Here is a 16,886-nt window from a genome sequence, read left to right as displayed (position 1 = left end):
AAGCCCTGAAGAACCAGCGCCCTACTTCGCCTGCGAGCGCGCCATTCCGCGTTCGATGGCGGCGACGAGCTGTGGGCGTAGTTCGGCGGCGGGGACGATGTGGTGCACCGATCCGACGCTCTGGGCTCGCTGGATGTTGTGGATGGCCTCGAATTCGGCGGCCACTTCACCCAGTTTGGCGTTGCGTGCGTTTGCTCGCACGGTGGCCAGTTCGACCCGTAGTGCCGAGCGGGTGGCGTCGTCCTCGGCTGCGTTCAGCCTGGCTTCGAGTTCCTTGACCTCGGAGTCGGCTGCGGTGCGGGCGTTGACGTCGCGGGTGAACACCACTGCTGCGGCCGGGGCACCGCCGAGCACGGAGGCGAAGGAGCCCTCCACTGCAAGGACTTCCATGTTGTCGTTGAGTGCTCCGGAGAACACCACGAACGCGCCGCCGTGGTAGCGCGAGACGACACAGAACACGACCGGTCCGTCGAAGTTGACGATGGCGCGGCCGATTTCGGCGCCGTATTCGAGCTGGATGTTGCGTAGCGATTCCGGCGAACCGTCGAAGCCGGAGAGGTTGGCCAGCACCACGATCGGCCGGCTTCCGCTGGCGGCGTTGATGGCGCGAGCGGTCTTCTTCGACGAGTTCGGGAATAGGGTGCCCGAGGTCCACTGATCGGGGCCGTCGGAGGGGAACCAGCCCTTGCGGGGGATGGCCCGCGACTCGATACCGATCACCGAGACCGGGATTCCGGCGAGGTGGGCGTCGAACACCACGGAGGTGTCGGCGTCGGCCATGTCGGCCCACCGCTCGAGCACCGAGTGATCCTGGTCCACTACGGCGCGCATCACGGTGCGAATGTCGAAGGGCTTCTTGCGGTCCGGGTTGGTGACCGAGGAGAAGATGTCGCCGACGGTGGTGAAGTCGCTCGACGGGTGCACGTGCGGGTAGGTACGCACGTCGCGCTCGGTCGGGTCGGAGGTGGCGGCGCGGCGCGGGAAGCGTTCTCCCGGTGCGGCATACGCGTGGTCGTAGTGTGCGAACAGGATGTCGCACGCCGCGCGCAGGTTCGGTGCCCAGTACTGCGCCTGGCCGTTGGGGCCCATGACGCGGTCGTAGCCGCCGATACCGAAGTTGTCCTCGGCCGAGACGCCGCCGGAGTAGTCCAGGGACTGCTTTCCGGTGAGCACCATCGCACTGTCTGGGGTCATCACCAGGATGCCCTTGGTGTGGGTGAGCATGGTGGCTTCGGCGTTCCAGTACGGCTGCGCGCCGACGTTGATGCCTGCGACGACGATGTTGATCTCGCCGCCTGCCTGGGTGAAGGTGATGATCCGACGCAGGCCGCGTGAGACCCAGTCCATGTTCTCGGTGCCCGATTCCATGGAAATCGTTGCGCCGGAGGACAATGCGAACCATTCGACGGGTGCGCCGAGTTGTTCGGCGAGGTCGATGGCCGCGACGATCCGCGAGCACTCGGCCTCGGCGACGGTACCCAGGGCCTTGGTCGGGTCACCGAACAGTGCGACGCGGGTGATGCCCTCGGGGTACTTGGCGGTCGGCGTCGTTGCGACTCCGACGATGACACCTGCGGAGTTGCGACCGTAGGGACGATCGACCGGTGCGAGGACGCCGTCGGCGTCGAAGTCGTACTCGGTGAACGTGCCGCCGTTGCTGCTGAGCAACGGGATCAGCTCGTACGGGTACACGGTGCCGCGGGCTTGGGACCGCTGGACCTTCTGGGTGTACTCGTCGAGCGGACGCATCGGCTCGGTCGGCGGCGGGGTGATCTTGGCGACGATGCCTGCACCGGATCGGTAGGACAGGCGCAACGCGACCTCGCGCGGTGTCTCGCCCGGTGTTTCGGCCAGACGGGCGATGAGGGTGATCTCTTCGAGGCCCGCCCCGATGGTCAGCGGCGCGATGTGGCGGGCGATGGTGGCGATCCGGTCGGCGGGCACGTTGAGTACCGGCCAGACGTAGAGCACGACGCGGTTGGCGTCGAGGCGCTTCTTGCCGCGTCCGGCCTGAGCGCGGCGGATGCCGTCGAGGCAGGCCGCGACGGTCCGTTCGATCTCCGGTACCGCGACGATGTTGCCGGCCTCGTCCAACTGCGTTGTGACACCGCGGATCTCGGCCAGGGCGACGAGACGCTCGTCGGAGGGGTTGGCCTTCGATGTCAGGTGGAACAGGTACGTACCGGCACTGGCGGGCAGGCGAACGCCATCGAAGTTCTTCAGTCGCCACAGGTCCAGTCGCTGACCGGTCAGCGGGTGCATGTCCCGGATGATCGTGTCCTCGGCGAGCGGCTCGGAGCCCTCGACACTGGTGCGACGGTAGGTCATCTTGCGGGTGACCGAGCCGAACGCCGTCACCGTGACGCGGCGCCAGCGGCCGGTACCGGGGTGCGCAGCCAGCACTGCCTGCAACTGGGCCGAGAGATCATCGGCGTCGGTCGGGGCGTCCGGCCAGGACAGGTAGAGGTCGACGGCGAGATGCTCGGGGGAGGGGCCCGCGATGTTGTCGACCGAGTCCAGAGTCGCGGGCAGAGAAGCGAAGTCGGTCGCAGTCGAGACCAGGTGTAGCCGCTCGCCCGACAGCTCGAAGTTGCCGGTGACGAAGTGCTTGCCGTCGCGGTCGAAGGCCTTGACGTCCTCGAGGGTGCGAATCTCGTAGTACTGGCGGGTGATCACCTCGAGCAGCGCACCTGGATCGGTGATTCGTTGTGCCAGAAGCTCGATCAGCGGTTCCGGGGTGGCGACCAGAGCGGCGACACGGGCCGAGTAGTCGGCTGCGTCGGGGTTTTCGGCGAGGTACTGCAGGCTGCCGCGAACGCCGTCGTAGATCTTCTCCCGTGCGGTACGGATCTGTGGTTCGTCGAACAGTCGGAAGCGCAGGTTGCGGGCGACGTCGCCGATGACGGGGTAGCGGGCCTGGGTGGCTCCGATGAGTCGTTCGAGTACCTCGGCCATGGCCGGGGTGGCATCGGGTTGTGCCGAGCTGTCGCTGAGCCAGTGGCCGAGCAGGGCGGCGATGACCGGAACCTGGTTCTCCATGCGCTGCAGGGCGAGGAAGACGCGGTAGACGGCCTCTTCGAGTTCGGGGGTGCGGCCCTCGTCGATGGCGGCGTCGTAGTGCGCCAAGGCGCGGGTGAGCTTGCCGCGGAACGATTCCGGGAGGCCCTGCACGTCTGCGTCGAGGGACTGCATGAACGAGTGCAGATGCTCACGCGGGGAGTGCACGCGCTCGTCGGTGCTCTCCTCGTCCATCGTGGGACGGTTGCGGGAGAGCTCGCAGATATCGGCGAAGGTGCCCAGCAGTGACAGCTCGGCGGAGACGAGGTCCGCATCGTTGCGTGGCACCTCGGCGCGCAGAGTTTCGTAGGTGGACAACAGATTTCGGGCGCGTGCACCGCTGACGTCGAAGCCGGTGATGAGGGCGGCGAGTTCGTCGAGTCGGTCCAGGGCGCGGCGCTGCGGGGAGCGTTGCGCGGCGTCGTCGATTCCGCGGAACTGCACGCGCGGTGCCTGCTCGGAGACCTTCTGTTCGCCGGCTTGATCGACACGTAGCAGGGCTGCTCCGGCGTCGACCTGTCCGTTGACCGAGGCCAGTACCTCGCGCACGGTGCCCGCGTACGGGGAGCGGACGGCGGTTTCCATCTTCATCGATTCGAGGACGACGAGGGTCTGTCCTGCTTCGACCTCGTCGCCGATGGCCACGGGGACGGCGACGACGACGGCGGGGGCAGGTGCTCGGACCAGTCCGGCCTCGTCCTGGGAGATCTGGTGGCTGATGCCGTCGACCTCGACGAGGAAGTGGGCGGGTCCGGCGACGGTGACGACCTGGTAGCGGCGGTCGCCGATGATCAGTCGGCTCTCGTAGGTGCCGAGGCGTTCGAGGTCGACCTGCAGCTCGTCGATGCCGTCGCCGTCGATGGTGTAGCGGTGTGTTCCGGTCTGTCCGACCTCGAGCCGGTAGGCCTGGCCCTGGTAGTTCAGTTCGACGGTGCGGCCGATGGCGTGGGTGGCGCGGGGACGACCGCCGCGAGCGGAGCTGAGGAATGCTGCGCGTTCGCGGCCTTCCTCGGCGTCGTAGGCGTCGATGGCGGCGGCGATGATGGCGATGTCCGCGACGGCCGTCGGCCCGGTCTGTGACCCGGCTTCGGTGCGGTCGAGCCAGCCGGTGTCGGCGGAGGCGGAGATGACTTCCTCGCGGTCGAGCAGGCTGAGCAGGAAGGACTTGGTGGTGGTGCCGCCGTCGATGACGACGGTGGTCTCCCGCAGGGCGTTGCGCAAGCGAGCCAAAGCTTCGCTGCGGTCGCGGCCCCAGGCGATGACCTTGGCGACCATGGAGTCGTAGTCGGGTGGGATGACATCGCCCTGGGCGATGCCGGTGTCGACGCGGATGCCGGTGCCGAGCGGGAACTTGAGCAGCTCGACCGTTCCGGGTGCCGGTGCGAACCCGTTGTCGGCGTCCTCGGCGTTGAGGCGGGCCTCGACGGCGTGACCGAACTCGGGCGGGCAGTCGCCGGGTAGTGCCTGGCCGTCGGCGACGAGGATCTGCAGCTTCACCAGGTCGATGCCGGTGGTGTATTCGGTGATGGGGTGCTCGACCTGCAGGCGGGTGTTGACCTCGAGGAAGGTGAAGATCTTCTGCTCGGGCTGGTACAGGTACTCGACGGTTCCTGCGCCCTGGTAGCCGGCGGCCTTGACGAGCTCGGCCGAGGCGGTGCGCAGGTGGTCGGACTGTTCCTTGGTCAGCAGCGGCGAGCTGGACTCTTCGATGACCTTCTGGTTGCGGCGCTGGATGGAGCAGTCACGCACGCCCGGAGCCCAGACGTTGCCGTGGCTGTCGGCGATGACCTGGACCTCGACGTGGCGGGCATCGGTGACGAGCCGTTCGAGGAAGACGACGGGGTCGCCGAACGAGCGCTCGGCCTCACCCTGGGTGCGTTCGAGGGCGAGTTCGAGTTCGTCCTCGTGGTAGACCTTGCGGATACCGCGGCCACCGCCGCCGGAGCGGGCCTTGATGATCAGCGGGTAGCCGATCGCTGCGGCGTGACGGCGGGCGTCGGCGCGAGTCTCGACCGGTCCGCCGGACCACGGTGCGACGGGGACGCCGACCTTCTCGGCGAGGATCTTGGCCTCGACCTTGTCTCCCAGCAGACGCATCGCATCCGCGGACGGGCCGATGAAGGTGATGTTCAATCGAGCGACCAGGTCCGCGAACGCGGGATCCTCGGCGACGAAGCCCCAGCCGACCCATACCGCGTCGGCACCGGACTCGACCAGTGCGGCCTCGAGGACGTCGTAGTCGAGGTAGGCCGAGCCGGTGGCGGGCTTGGCCAATGTGACGGCCTCGTCGGCCTGGCGGACGAACATCGCCCGCTTCTCGGCCTCGGTGTGCAGCGCTACGGTTCGGATGCCGTAATCGTGTTCGGCGTTGAGTTCTCGGACGGCTCGGATCAGCCGTACTGCTGCCTCGCCTCGGTTGACTACTGCAATCCGCTTGAACAACGTATCTCTCTTCGCTCGGTGTGGGCGCACCGTGTCGGTGCGCTCTCGATGGAACGTGTATTGGTGCCGGGCATGTCCAATTCTCGGCTATCGGGTCGTTTCGCAGGCCTCATGCCTGCGCCCATGCAGCACTCCGATCGCCCTATTCTAACGGTATTACGGCCCCGCGCACCGCCAACAGCGTTCGGCGTGAGTGTGATTGATCACCAACTGGTGAAATATTCTCTGTGACAATGCATTTCGATTTGTTTCTATGGTGATCGCGCGGCCCCTTCGCGTACGTACTCACGAGTAGCGTTGTCGTAAGGGGTAATTGGCGATTCTGTAACCCCTGTTCCTACCGGCGAGTACATTACCGGCGGGTACGTCTCGATCGAGGACTTCGACGCGATTCGATTCGTCGGGTATCGAGGCTTCATTCGGCACCTGCGGCGTCCGTGCGCGGCAATTGCAGCGCGTTCACCCACAGTCTCGTCGCCGTGGCAAGCAGGCCCTCGTAGTCCGCTGAGGCGTGACCCTGTGCTGCATCGACGACGAAGTGATTGAACGCCAGCCGGCTGATCATCGAAGACAGGGCCCGCGATGCGAGGAGGGGATCGAGTTCGGCATCGGCCAGGCCGCGTTTCTGCAGATTCTCGATGCTGCGTGCGTTGCGTCGAACGAAGGCGTCGGCACGCTCGCGCCGCAGGCGGCGGAACTCAGGATCGATGTTCGAGACCTGTTCGAGCAGCGCCATCAGCTTCGCGTTGCGTCGATAGGCCTCGAAGTAGGCGCGGTTGCTCGCGGCGATCACCGCTACCGGGTCGTCGTGCGGATCCACTCGCTCCGTACCCGGGTGCAGCATGTCGTCTCTGGCCTGATCGAGTACTGCCGCCAGGATCTCTTCCTTGCTGGTGAAGTACGTGTAGAAGGTCCCGGCCGAGCACCGTGCGGCACGGGTGATGTCGATCAACCGCGAGTCGAGGTAGCCGCTGTCCTCGAAGACGCGGCGCGCGGCCGACACCAGCGAGGACCGAGTGCGCAACCCGCGTGGAGTGGTCGGCAGATCCCGATTCGGCAGCTCACGATCGGAGTCCGGCGCAGCAGGCATTCAGTCTTTATACGTCATTGATCGCGGTGTTCGGCTCGGATGCACCGCAGGAATCTCACCCCGCAGACCGACCGGTCTCGACAGCGGGCCCGACGATGCACCGCAGGCATCAGATCGGAACGGGTGTGACAGCGACTCGTGCGGGTCTTTGTGACCCAGCACTAGAACGAATTCTCTGTGCTCAGGACGCGGTGAACAACTGATGTTCAGCGGCTAGTGTGGCCCGGGTGCGCAAGCACTGTCCTCGACAAGGACGACCATTCGAGTATTTGTGGGGAAACTGTGACGGCTGCGGCGGCTACCGGTCGTGAACACGACGACGAGCTCAAGAGCAGGGTGCAACGCCTGCTGCGCTTTCTTCGCGAGATCGTCGAGGCGCGATCGAACCCGGTGCTGCGCTTCGATGACCACGTGCAGGTCGAGTGGGTGCATTCGGGTGACGTGCCCATGCAGCTCGATACGAAGGCCAAGCAGGGCGGTGTCGTTGTCCGCGCGCCTCGAGTCGCCGTCGACGATCCCCCCGAGCCGCCTGAACTGCTGTCCGGATGGCTCGATCCGCAAGTCGTCGCCGACAGCCGCTATCGAGAGTTGGAGCTGGCCGACGCGTCCTCGGTGCTGTCCCGCCGTCGCGCGGAGGAGCAGGACTCGGATGCGGACTTCGACATCCGCAAGGCTTACGAGATCAAGCAGGCGTTCGAGGAGTACTCGACATCGTGGAAGGAATGGGCGCAGGAGGATCGGGATCGGCGTCCCCAGGCCGCGTTGTACCAGTCTCTGCAGTTGATGATGCAGGAGCTGGCATCGCGGCCCGAGTCGATCGAGCTCGTGGTGGCCTCGGGGCTGCTGACATCGAGCAACACCGATCCGCAACGCAGCGTGCGCACCCACCTGATCACGCAGTCGGCCGGCATCGAACGGGACGTTCGCACCGGTGACCTGTTGGTCCGCCTCGTGGCGAGCAGCAGTCCGCGGCTCGAGGACGGCCAACTGCTGACGAGTTCGGACGAGTTCGATACCTCCGGATCGGTGGCGCTGGCGAAGCAGCTGCACGACTCGGTCACCTCCCCGGTCGGTGCCGGAGTGGAAGAATTTCTCAGACTGTGGGCTTCGCGGGTGCCTCGGCACGAGATCGAGGTCCTCGATCGCATCGGACCGCCCGGGGCTCTCGCCTACATCGACGACGACCGAACACTGACGATCTCACCTGCCCTCGTGCTCCGTGTCCGTGACTCGTTCGCGCTGGTCGATTATTACGAGCAGATGATCGCCGATCTCGAGTTCGCCGATTCCCCGGTGCCGCTCGGGCTCGCGCAACTTGTCGATGCGATCGAGCCGGCAGATCGGATGGCGTGGCTCGAGCGAACTGGAGCCGGTGAGTCGGCGGCGCTGGCACACGATCCGCTGTTCCCGCTTCCGGCCAACGCCGAGCAGTCTCAGATCATCGAACGGCTCGGCCGCGACAGCGGCGTCGTGGTCGAGGGTCCGCCCGGTACGGGCAAGACGCACACGATCGCGAATTTGATGTCGGGACTGTTGGCACGTGGTCAGCGGGTTCTGGTCACTAGTGAAAAGTCACAAGCTTTGCGGGTGTTGCGCGACAAGCTGCCGCCCGAATTGCAGGAGCTCTGCGTCTCGATCACCGACCTGTCGAAGGGTGGGTCGGAGGAGCTCAATCGCAGCGTTGCGAAGATCGCCGAACGAAAGACCTCGTTCGACGAGGCCAGCGAGGTGCAGAAGATCGAGGCGCTGACGACTCAGCGCGGCGCAGCGGTGGCCAGGCGCGCGGAGTTGCTGGATCGGGTCCGAAGTCTTCGAGAATCCGAAACCGTTGTGCACGAGTATGTTTCCGACGGGTACGAGGGCACGGTTTCTTCGATCGTGCGCAAGGTCAAAGCGGCCGAGGGTGCGCACGAGTGGCTGCCCGGCCCGTTGTTCGCTGATCGGCCACCGCTCGACGGCGCTCAGGTGGACCACCTGCGTAAACTGATCGCCACCTCCGCGGGCAGTCGCGAACTGCGCTCGCGTCAGGTGTTGCCGCGTCCGGAAACGATGCTGCCGAACTCCGCCGAACTCGCTGCGCTCTGCCTTCGGGCAGGCGCTCGGATCGACACCGTATCGCCCCAGGCCGCATCCCTGATCGAGCTGCTCGACGGTGTCGAACCTTCGATGTCCGCAGAGATCAGGCAACTGTGCGGAGAGCTCGCCGCATGTGTCCGAGCGGTCTCCGACCTCGACGGCACCTATTCGCGGCTGACCGATTCCGTGCTGTCGGGCGAAGCTGCCCACTTGTGGTCGCGAGTCAGCGGGATCGACGCGATGGTCGACACGGCAGCGGCATCCGATCGCTACGTCGGTGCGCACGATGTGCAGTGCTCGTCGAGTACGCAGGCGGCGCTGGCGGCAATGGACGCGCTCGCCGCGGCATTGGAGTCCGGTGTCGAGTGGAAGACTCGGTTCCGGCGCAGCGAGGAACAGAAGGCCGTCGAGGCGCTCGATATCGTTGCCACCGTCGACGGGCAACCCGCGACGACGGCCATGGCGGTTCGCCTGGTGGCTGAACATATTCGAGCCCTGGAGACCGTGCAGACGGCGTCAGTACTGCTGGCTGATCTCGCCATCATCGTCCCGCTCGACGGTACGCGTTCGATACGAGTCAACAACCTGGCGCGGATCGCCGATCGACTCGGTCTCGTGACGGCGGTCCTCTCCGCTCGCGACCAGTTGGTGCACCGGCTGTATTCGATCTCTCCTGCAGCACCGTGGATACGCAGTCTGGCCGAAGCTCAGGAAATTGCCGAGGCCGCCGACGCCATCGCGGAACGCATCGACATCGACGCTGCCAGGGCCGAACTCGATGCCCTTCAATTCGCGGTCGCCACTCGCATCGATGCCGGGCCCTCGCCCGAGGGCTCCGACCTGGTGAGCGCGTTGGGCACTGCCGACCCGTTGGAGTTGTCTGCCGCGGTTACTGCCTATTCGAAGGCGTGTGCCGAGCAGGAGGATCAACTTCTGCTCGAGTCGATGTCGGCGTCCTTGTCTTCGGTCGCACCTGCATTGTTCGACCTGGTCGAGGAGACCGCAGGCGACGCCGAGTGGGACGAGCTGAGCTGGCAGATGTCGAAGGCCTGGGCATGGCGTCGAGCACGTGAGTGGGTGGGGGAGCAGCATCACGGCGGACTCGAGCAGCAGCTCGAAGCCGAGCTGGCCGCCGCTGACACCGACATCGCCTATCTCACAACGCGTTTGGCCGCTGCCAGTGCGTGGCGAAACAGTCTGGAGCGCATGACGGCGGTCGAGGTGCGTGCGCTGCAGACCTATCGTGAGCACATTTCCAGCATCGGATCCGGTGCCGGCAAGTACGCCGAAACCTACCGCAGTGCAGCACGTTCGGCGATGCGTGAAGCGCAGAGCGCAGTGCCCGCCTGGGTGATGCCGCTTTCGCAGGTGCTGGCGTCGATTCCACCGGTACCGGGAAGCTTCGACGTCGTCATCGTCGACGAGGCGAGTCAGGCCGACATCACCAGCCTCTTCCTGCTGTACCTCGCGCCTCGAGTGATCGTGGTGGGTGATGATCGCCAATGTGCCCCAGCCGATGTCCTGCAGACCGGAACGCTCGAGGACGTGTTCGATCGGCTCGACGTCTACCTGCCCGATCTACCCGAACACGTACGGGCAACACTGACGCCGAGGTCGAGCCTGTTCTCCATGCTCCGTACCAGGTTCGGGCAAGTGGTCCGGCTGCGTGAGCACTTCCGGTCCATGCCCGAGATCATCAACTGGTCGAGCCAACAGTTCTACGGCGACTCGCCGCTCGTTCCCGTTCGCCAGTTCGGCGCGGATCGGCTTCCGCCGCTGCGGCACACGTACGTTCGCGGGGCGACGGTCACCGGAAAGAACGCATCACTGGTCAATCGCACCGAGGCCGTGGCGATCGCCGAACAGATCGCCGACTGTCTCGAGGATTCCGCGTACGACAACCTCACCTTCGGAGTGGTTGTACTGCAGGGGCAGTCGCAGGTCGACGAGATTCGCAACGAGTTGATCAAGCGCATCGGCATCGAACAGTGGGAGCAGCGGCGGCTGCGGGTCGGCACGCCGCCGGACTTCCAGGGCGACGAGCGTCACGTCGTATTCCTGTCCATGGTGGTGGCTCCCGATCAGAATTTCGCCACCCTCACTGCCAACCAGTACAAGCGTCGGTTCAACGTGGCCGCGTCGCGAGCGCAGGATCAGCTCTGGCTCTTCCATTCGGTGACGGTCGACCGTCTCAAGCGCGCGGATCTGCGTAACTCGCTTCTCGGCTACGTCACCTCCGTATCGCCCGCACCGGCCGATCCCATGCCCGTCAACGTCTCGCGTGAGATCCGAATGGCACCCTTCGAGACGCTCCTCGAACAACAGTTGTGGAACGACCTCGTCGAGCGCGGATTTCACGTCAATCCCGGTGTGGAAGTGAACAATCGGCGTCTCGCCTTGGTGGTCACCGGAGAATCCTCGCGTCTCGCGGTCGAGTGCGACGGCGATGTCTTCTTGTCCACATCGGCGCAGCGTTTGGCGGATCTGCAGCGCGAGCAGGAGCTCAAGCGGTGCGGTTGGACTTTCTGGCGAGTGCGCGAATCGGAGTACTACCTCGATCGCGATGCGGCTCTGGAAAGTCTCTGGGCCACCCTCGCGCGCCTGGGGATCAAGCCCAATACCGTTGTGGTCGAAGGAATCACGCCATCGAGCACAAAGTGGTCCCCGGTCCCGCTCGAATCCTCGCAGTTCGACGATTCCGGTGCCTTCGACACCTCGAACGACGTCGACTCCGCGGTGCATCACGAATCGGTGCTGTCGCTGTGGACCATGCCGCGGATCGATATCGCGGCCGACGACACGTTCACGTCCGACGTCCGCCCCACCGATGGGGAAACGCGACCCTCGTCTCCGTCCAACGGTTCCGGAGCCGCTGACAGATCGAGTACGACGAACAGTGTCGAGAGCGGTAGCGCAGCAGCCGCTACTGGATCCACCGCAGCCAACGGATCAGCAACGGGCAACGGTGGGGCTCGGAACGGATCCGGCTCGACCAACGGATCGAAGACCGGCGAGGGCGGTACCTCTCGTGGTTCTGCACGTCCGAACGGGTCCTCCTCGGTGGGGCGGTCGGCCATGACCACCGGATCGACCCCAGCACCCAAGGACGCCGCAACGGACGAGTCCGGCAGTGCGTCGAGCGACCAACGGTCGGCGCAGCAGGAAACCGCAGCGTCGCATCCGTCCGAGGGCGAGGTACCGTCAGGTCGGAAGGCTGCATCGAACATCGAGCCTCCAGGCTCGGTCGGCTCGGCACCGGACGAGGCGGACTCGCAGCCGGTGGACCACAATGGGCGCGAGTCCGAGTCCGATGTCGAGAAGCCCGGGGACGACGGGATCGCCGAGCACGAACTCCCGATCAACGGCCTTCGGGGGTATACAACTCGACGTCGGCCATAGGCCCGCAGAAGGACAGAGGGCTGATCGCCGATGACAGATCGACAGCAGCAGGACACGGACAGATCGGCCGCACCGAACCGGGGAAATCGTCGCCGGATCGTCGTTCCTGTGATGGTGTTCGGAGTGTGCGCTGTCCTCTTCGGGCTGCCCACGTGGACCGTGGTGTTCGCAGGCGCACAATGGCCTGCGATAGTGCGAGTTCTCGGAACTGTGGTCGCTGTGGGGGCGTTGCTGGCCTTGCCCGCCGCGATGTACCTGGGCCATCGGCCGGGACCCGAGGGCCGCGGCAAAGACGCGTGGGCGCGTATCGGAGATGTGCTGCTGGGCGTGGTCTGGATCGCGTTCGTCTGGTCGACGCTCTCGTTGCTGCTTCGACTCGGCCTCTGGCTGGTCGGGGTCGACGATCCGATGCGGTCGCGAATCGTAGCCGCGACTACCGCGGTGGTAGTTGTCGTTCTCGCTCTGTGGGGTCACTACGAGGCGATGCGGACGCCTCGGGTTCGCCACACGCGCGTGCGGATCGATCGGCTCGGTGCTCGATTCCACGGTCTGAAAGTGGTGCTGGTGACCGATACACATTTCGGCCCACTCGATCGGACGGTGTGGTCGCAACGATTGACCGATGCCGTCAATGCCGTGGAGCCGGATGTGTTGGCCCATGTCGGCGACATCGCCGACGGGTCTGTCGATCGGCGGCGGCGGCAGGCAGCGCCGCTGGAATCGATGCGCGCCAGCGCAGCCCGCGTGTACGTCACCGGAAATCACGAGTACTTCGGCGAGGCGCAGGAGTGGCTCGATCACATGGAGACTCTCGGGTGGAATGCCCTCCACAATCGTCACCTCGTGTTGCATCGCGGTGAGGATGCGCTGATCATCGCCGGCGTCGACGACGCAACGGCGAAAGGGTCCGGCGCGACCGGCCACGGTGCCGATCTCGATCGCGCGCTGGACGGCACCGATCCGTCGATGCCGGTGTTGTTGTTGGCTCATCAGCCCAAACAGGTCGCCGACGCCGCTCGCGCCGGTGTCGATCTGCAGGTATCCGGCCACACCCATGGCGGCCAGATCTGGCCGTTCTCGGCGTTGGTTCGCCTCGACCAGCCAGTGGTACACGGGCTGAGCAGGCACGGCGCACGAACGCAGCTCTACACCAGCCGCGGATCGGGGTTCTGGGGTCCACCGTTTCGCGTGTTCGCACCCAGTGAGATCTCGGTTCTGACGTTGGTCGCAGGCTGAGAGTGCCCGACCTGGCAGTATCGATGGGGTGAAGAGCACCCGAGAGGTCGTCGTTGTCGCAACCGACCTCGATGGCACATTGTTGCGTTCGGACCGAACGATTTCGGAGCGAACAGCGGCCGCGATGGCAGGTGCCGCGACTGCTGGAATCACAGTGGTCTGGGCGACAGCGCGGGCCAGACACTCCATCGATGAACTCGCCGCGTCCTGCGGATTTCGCGGGACGGCAATCGGGGCCAACGGTGCCGTGATCCTCGATCTGGTCGACGGCACCCCGACCATCGTCGACACCAGGTCGGTACCGGCCGAGACTGTCGCATCGGCCAAGGCAGTCGTACGGGAGCTGGTCCCCGGCGTGGCATTTGCCACTGTCGGATCCACGCGTTTCGTTGCCGAGGCCCGGTATGCCGAACTGTGTGTATTCGCCGACCACCACCGGCATCCGCGCGATATGGAACTGTCGGAGCACGGTCTGTCGGCCGATGTCGAACCGACCGTCAAAATTGTTGCTCGACACAGGGATACCACCAGCGAAGCGCTGTACGAGCTCGTGGCCGCTGCGGGAATCGACGGGGTGGAGCTGACGCACTCCGGTGCTCCGTACATCGAGATGTCCGCCGCGGGGGTCTCGAAGGCCAGTGCGTTGCAGGGATTGTGCGAGCAGTGGGGGATCTCCTCGGATTCGGTTGCCGCAGTGGGAGATGCGCGCAACGACCTGCCGATGCTGGCGTGGGCAGGCACGGCGCTGTGCCCGTCGAATGCCGCGCAGGTAGTGCGCGCTGTTGCCGATCGCGTACTCGAGTCCAACGACGAGGATGCGGTCGCGCGCTACCTGGAAGAACTCACCGCCCGTAGAGCTGCACTGTAGGCCGAGTGGAGTTCCGTTACAGGTAGCCTCTGGCGTGCCCTCGAATTGCCCACCATCGAAAGGTTCCTTGCCGTGAACGATGCCAAGTCGCCGGAGCCGACCACGATCGCCGAGTACCTGAATGCACACGAGCTGCAGGTCTCACCGCTCGACGGTGCTGCCGCGGCCGAGCTCGGTATCACCGTGCCGGTCCCTGCAGGCTGGCAGACCCTCGATCCGGCACAGTTTCCCGGGGCCACGCAGGTGATCGTCGAGCCGAATCTAGTGGAGAACGGATTTGCGCCCAACGCTGTACTTCTTGTCGGTGCCCTCTCTCGCACGATAGATCCGGAAGCGTTGTTGGCGTTGGGTTTCGGAGACGGACGTGCGATGCCAGGATGGCAGGAGCGCGAGGCAAGTACGGCGTCGTGGCTCGGTTGGCCGTCCCGGTTCATTCGGGGTACCTACGCAGCACAACAACTCGAAGCGGCGGTGACGACTCGCTATGTCGTGGTGGGCGTCGTTACTCAGTACTTGGTTCAGTTGACGGTGACCACGTTGGTCTCTCAACTCGATTCGTTGGCCTTCGATGTCTCGGCGATCAACGACGGTCTGACAACGAACGTGTCCTAGGCTCAAAGGCGTCGAACTGCCCGTGGCGGTAGTTCTGGTCGGCGGGGTAGTTGCCGACGTTCGCAAGGCTTTCGTCGCGAACATGATGGGCGCACCCTGAGTGCCGGGGAAAACGGAACCTCGTCGCGTGCGGGATTGGTCGCGTGCGGGATTCGGTGACAGCGGACGAGGATGCTTCTCTCGCCGAGGGCGGCCTCGGGGACCATCGACCGAGGCTCGTCCGGTGTGGACGAGCGATCTACCTATGCTTCGGCCGCATCGGATTCGACGAGCAAGGTCGGCAACGATCGTGCGCCGGCGATCTCGATGCACCGCACCTGCGTATGTCTGTTTCTCACGAACGCAGGTCAGAAGTCTGTGTCCGACACACCCGTCCGACTAGGGTCGAGTGCATGTCGATCAGAACCGGCCGCGTCCGCCATCTCTCGGTGGTTCCGGATCTGCCCGACACCGACGAGTCGTCCGACGGTGGCGGCACGAAACCGACAGGCCGAGGTCTGGTCAACCTGGTTTTGCGGGTGACTGTCGATCACACTCGACCGCAGATATGGCGGCGGTTGCGGGTGCGCTCCGACCTGCTGCTCTCGGAACTGCATTCGGTGTTGCAATGCGCTGTGGGCTGGGAGGACCGGCACATGCATGCCTTCAGCCTCAGGGCCGCTGGTTCGACCCGTCGTTTCGAGATGGCACAGACTCTCGACGACGAACCACGTGCCGAAGCTGCCAGTGAGGAACGAGTCCGAATCGACGAGGTCCTCACATCTCCCGGGTCCGTACTGGCCTACGAGTACGACTTCGGCGATGGGTGGACGCACACTGTCGAGTTGGAGCAGATCGATTCCGATATCGACGACCTTCGATCGGTCTGCCTCGATGGGGCGCGCGCGTGCCCACCCGAGGACTGCGGCGGACCGTCGCACTATGCGCAGGATCTCGAGATCGCACACGATCCCGCCGATCCAGAACTTCCGGCTCTCCTTTCGAGGTGGGGACCGGGATTCAACCCGGCTCGGTTCGACGTCGATGCGGTCAACAGAAAGCTCTTCTCGCTCGATACGGGTAGGTCGGTTCTCGCCGAGGCGGTGGCAACGGCACCGGCCGTCGGGAAACTCTTCGATCGGATACGACCGACGGAGGTGCCCTCGCTGATGGCGCTGCTGCCACGCTGCGAACTCACCGTCGAGAGTTCGGTGGACCTACCGGTTGCCGAGATCGCGATGTCGAAGTTGACGTGGTTCCTCCGCATGATCGGCGAGGACGGAGTTGCACTGACCGATGCCGGCTATCTCAAGCCCGCCCTGGTCGCAGCGATGCGCAAGGAACTCGAGTGGGGGTTGGGGTGGGTCGGGGCCAGTAACCGCGAGATCGACCACCACCAGGTGACCGATCTGCGTGAAGCTGCGCGCAATCTCGGACTGACGCGAACCTCGAAGGGCCGACTGCTGCGCACCAGACTGGGCTCCAGCCTGGCCGAAGACCCAGTCGGCTTGTGGCGGCATGCCGCCACACGACTTCCCCTGGGTAAGCAGACGTACGAGACCGACGCGGCCACCCTGTTCCTGATCGCCCTCGCCGCATCGGCAAGCGCCGACCATCGAAACGAGATGCTGATCGAGACCGTCGCCGAGTTGGGCTGGGCAAGTGAGGATTCCGGCGTGTTCGACGCGCAATTCGCGGCACAGGCGACGGTGAGCTTCCTGGACCTCATCGGCGCACACGGTCCGAGCTTCTACTTTCGCGAGGGAGTGTCGGACTCTCCGAGCTGGTCGCGCAGATTCGCGCGCGACGCCTTGTTGACCTGACGCCTTGTTGACCTGACGCACTGTTGACCTGACGCATTGTTGACCTGACGTAGGGGCGACTGAACGGGAGGCTGACCGTCGGATCGGTTGCCTGGACGCCCGAAATGACGAGAGATATGCGACGAGGTGCCGCTGACCTGCCGATTTGCACATGGGATTGTCTTCGCGTAACTTTTGTCGAGTCAGAGCGACGGACACCGACCCGGTCTTGGTTGATTGGGTGAACGAGGTTGGACGTGTGGCTTGGCAGGTTGTATCCCCCAAGAGTCGGGCCTTGTGTCCGAGACCAAGCTGGGATAGGCTG

General features: G+C 65.1%; 7 protein-coding genes. 5 read left to right on the top strand and 2 right to left on the bottom strand.

Features of this window, described 5'->3' with window-relative positions; translation table 11 throughout:
* Nucleotides 1–21 precede the first annotated feature (21 nt).
* Together ACOQFP_RS11065 and ACOQFP_RS11060 are read right to left on the bottom strand one after the other, a co-directional pair.
* Nucleotides 22–5,499 carry a carboxyl transferase domain-containing protein gene (locus tag ACOQFP_RS11065; RefSeq protein ID WP_421584351.1) on the bottom strand — a complete coding sequence of 1,826 codons (5,478 nt, stop codon included), beginning with the start codon at nucleotides 5,497–5,499 and terminating at the stop codon, nucleotides 22–24.
* A 415-nt stretch (nucleotides 5,500–5,914) separates the two neighbouring features.
* Complete coding sequence (locus ACOQFP_RS11060; RefSeq protein ID WP_206489522.1) at nucleotides 5,915–6,589, bottom strand: TetR/AcrR family transcriptional regulator; 675 nt, start codon at nucleotides 6,587–6,589, stop codon at nucleotides 5,915–5,917.
* A 282-nt stretch (nucleotides 6,590–6,871) separates the two neighbouring features.
* On the opposite strand from ACOQFP_RS11060, the gene ACOQFP_RS11055 reads away from it, so the two are divergent.
* The 5 genes from ACOQFP_RS11055 (at nucleotide 6,872) to ACOQFP_RS11035 (ending at nucleotide 16,582) form a co-directional block, all read left to right on the top strand.
* Complete coding sequence (locus ACOQFP_RS11055) at nucleotides 6,872–12,064, top strand: AAA domain-containing protein (RefSeq protein ID WP_421584350.1); 5,193 nt, start codon at nucleotides 6,872–6,874, stop codon at nucleotides 12,062–12,064.
* A 30-nt stretch (nucleotides 12,065–12,094) separates the two neighbouring features.
* Nucleotides 12,095–13,300 (top strand): metallophosphoesterase, encoded by a 1,206-nt coding sequence (locus ACOQFP_RS11050; protein WP_206489518.1) that lies wholly within the window; start codon nucleotides 12,095–12,097, stop codon nucleotides 13,298–13,300.
* Between the two features lie 28 nt (nucleotides 13,301–13,328).
* Nucleotides 13,329–14,168 carry an HAD family hydrolase gene (locus tag ACOQFP_RS11045; RefSeq protein WP_421584349.1) on the top strand — a complete coding sequence of 280 codons (840 nt, stop codon included), beginning with the start codon at nucleotides 13,329–13,331 and terminating at the stop codon, nucleotides 14,166–14,168.
* Between the two features lie 72 nt (nucleotides 14,169–14,240).
* Nucleotides 14,241–14,780 carry an LpqN/LpqT family lipoprotein gene (locus ACOQFP_RS11040; RefSeq protein ID WP_206489515.1) on the top strand — a complete coding sequence of 180 codons (540 nt, stop codon included), beginning with the start codon at nucleotides 14,241–14,243 and terminating at the stop codon, nucleotides 14,778–14,780.
* 392 nt (nucleotides 14,781–15,172) lie between these two features.
* Nucleotides 15,173–16,582, top strand: a complete 1,410-nt coding sequence (locus ACOQFP_RS11035; protein ID WP_421584348.1) for a plasmid pRiA4b ORF-3 family protein — start codon at nucleotides 15,173–15,175, stop codon at nucleotides 16,580–16,582.
* The last annotated feature ends 304 nt before the right edge of the window (nucleotides 16,583–16,886 follow it).

This window comes from Rhodococcus sp. MALMAid1271 (assembly GCF_049195265.1).
Taxonomy (GTDB): Bacteria; Actinomycetota; Actinomycetes; order Mycobacteriales; family Mycobacteriaceae; genus Rhodococcoides.
This window is presented reverse-complemented; position numbering and strand designations above follow the sequence as displayed.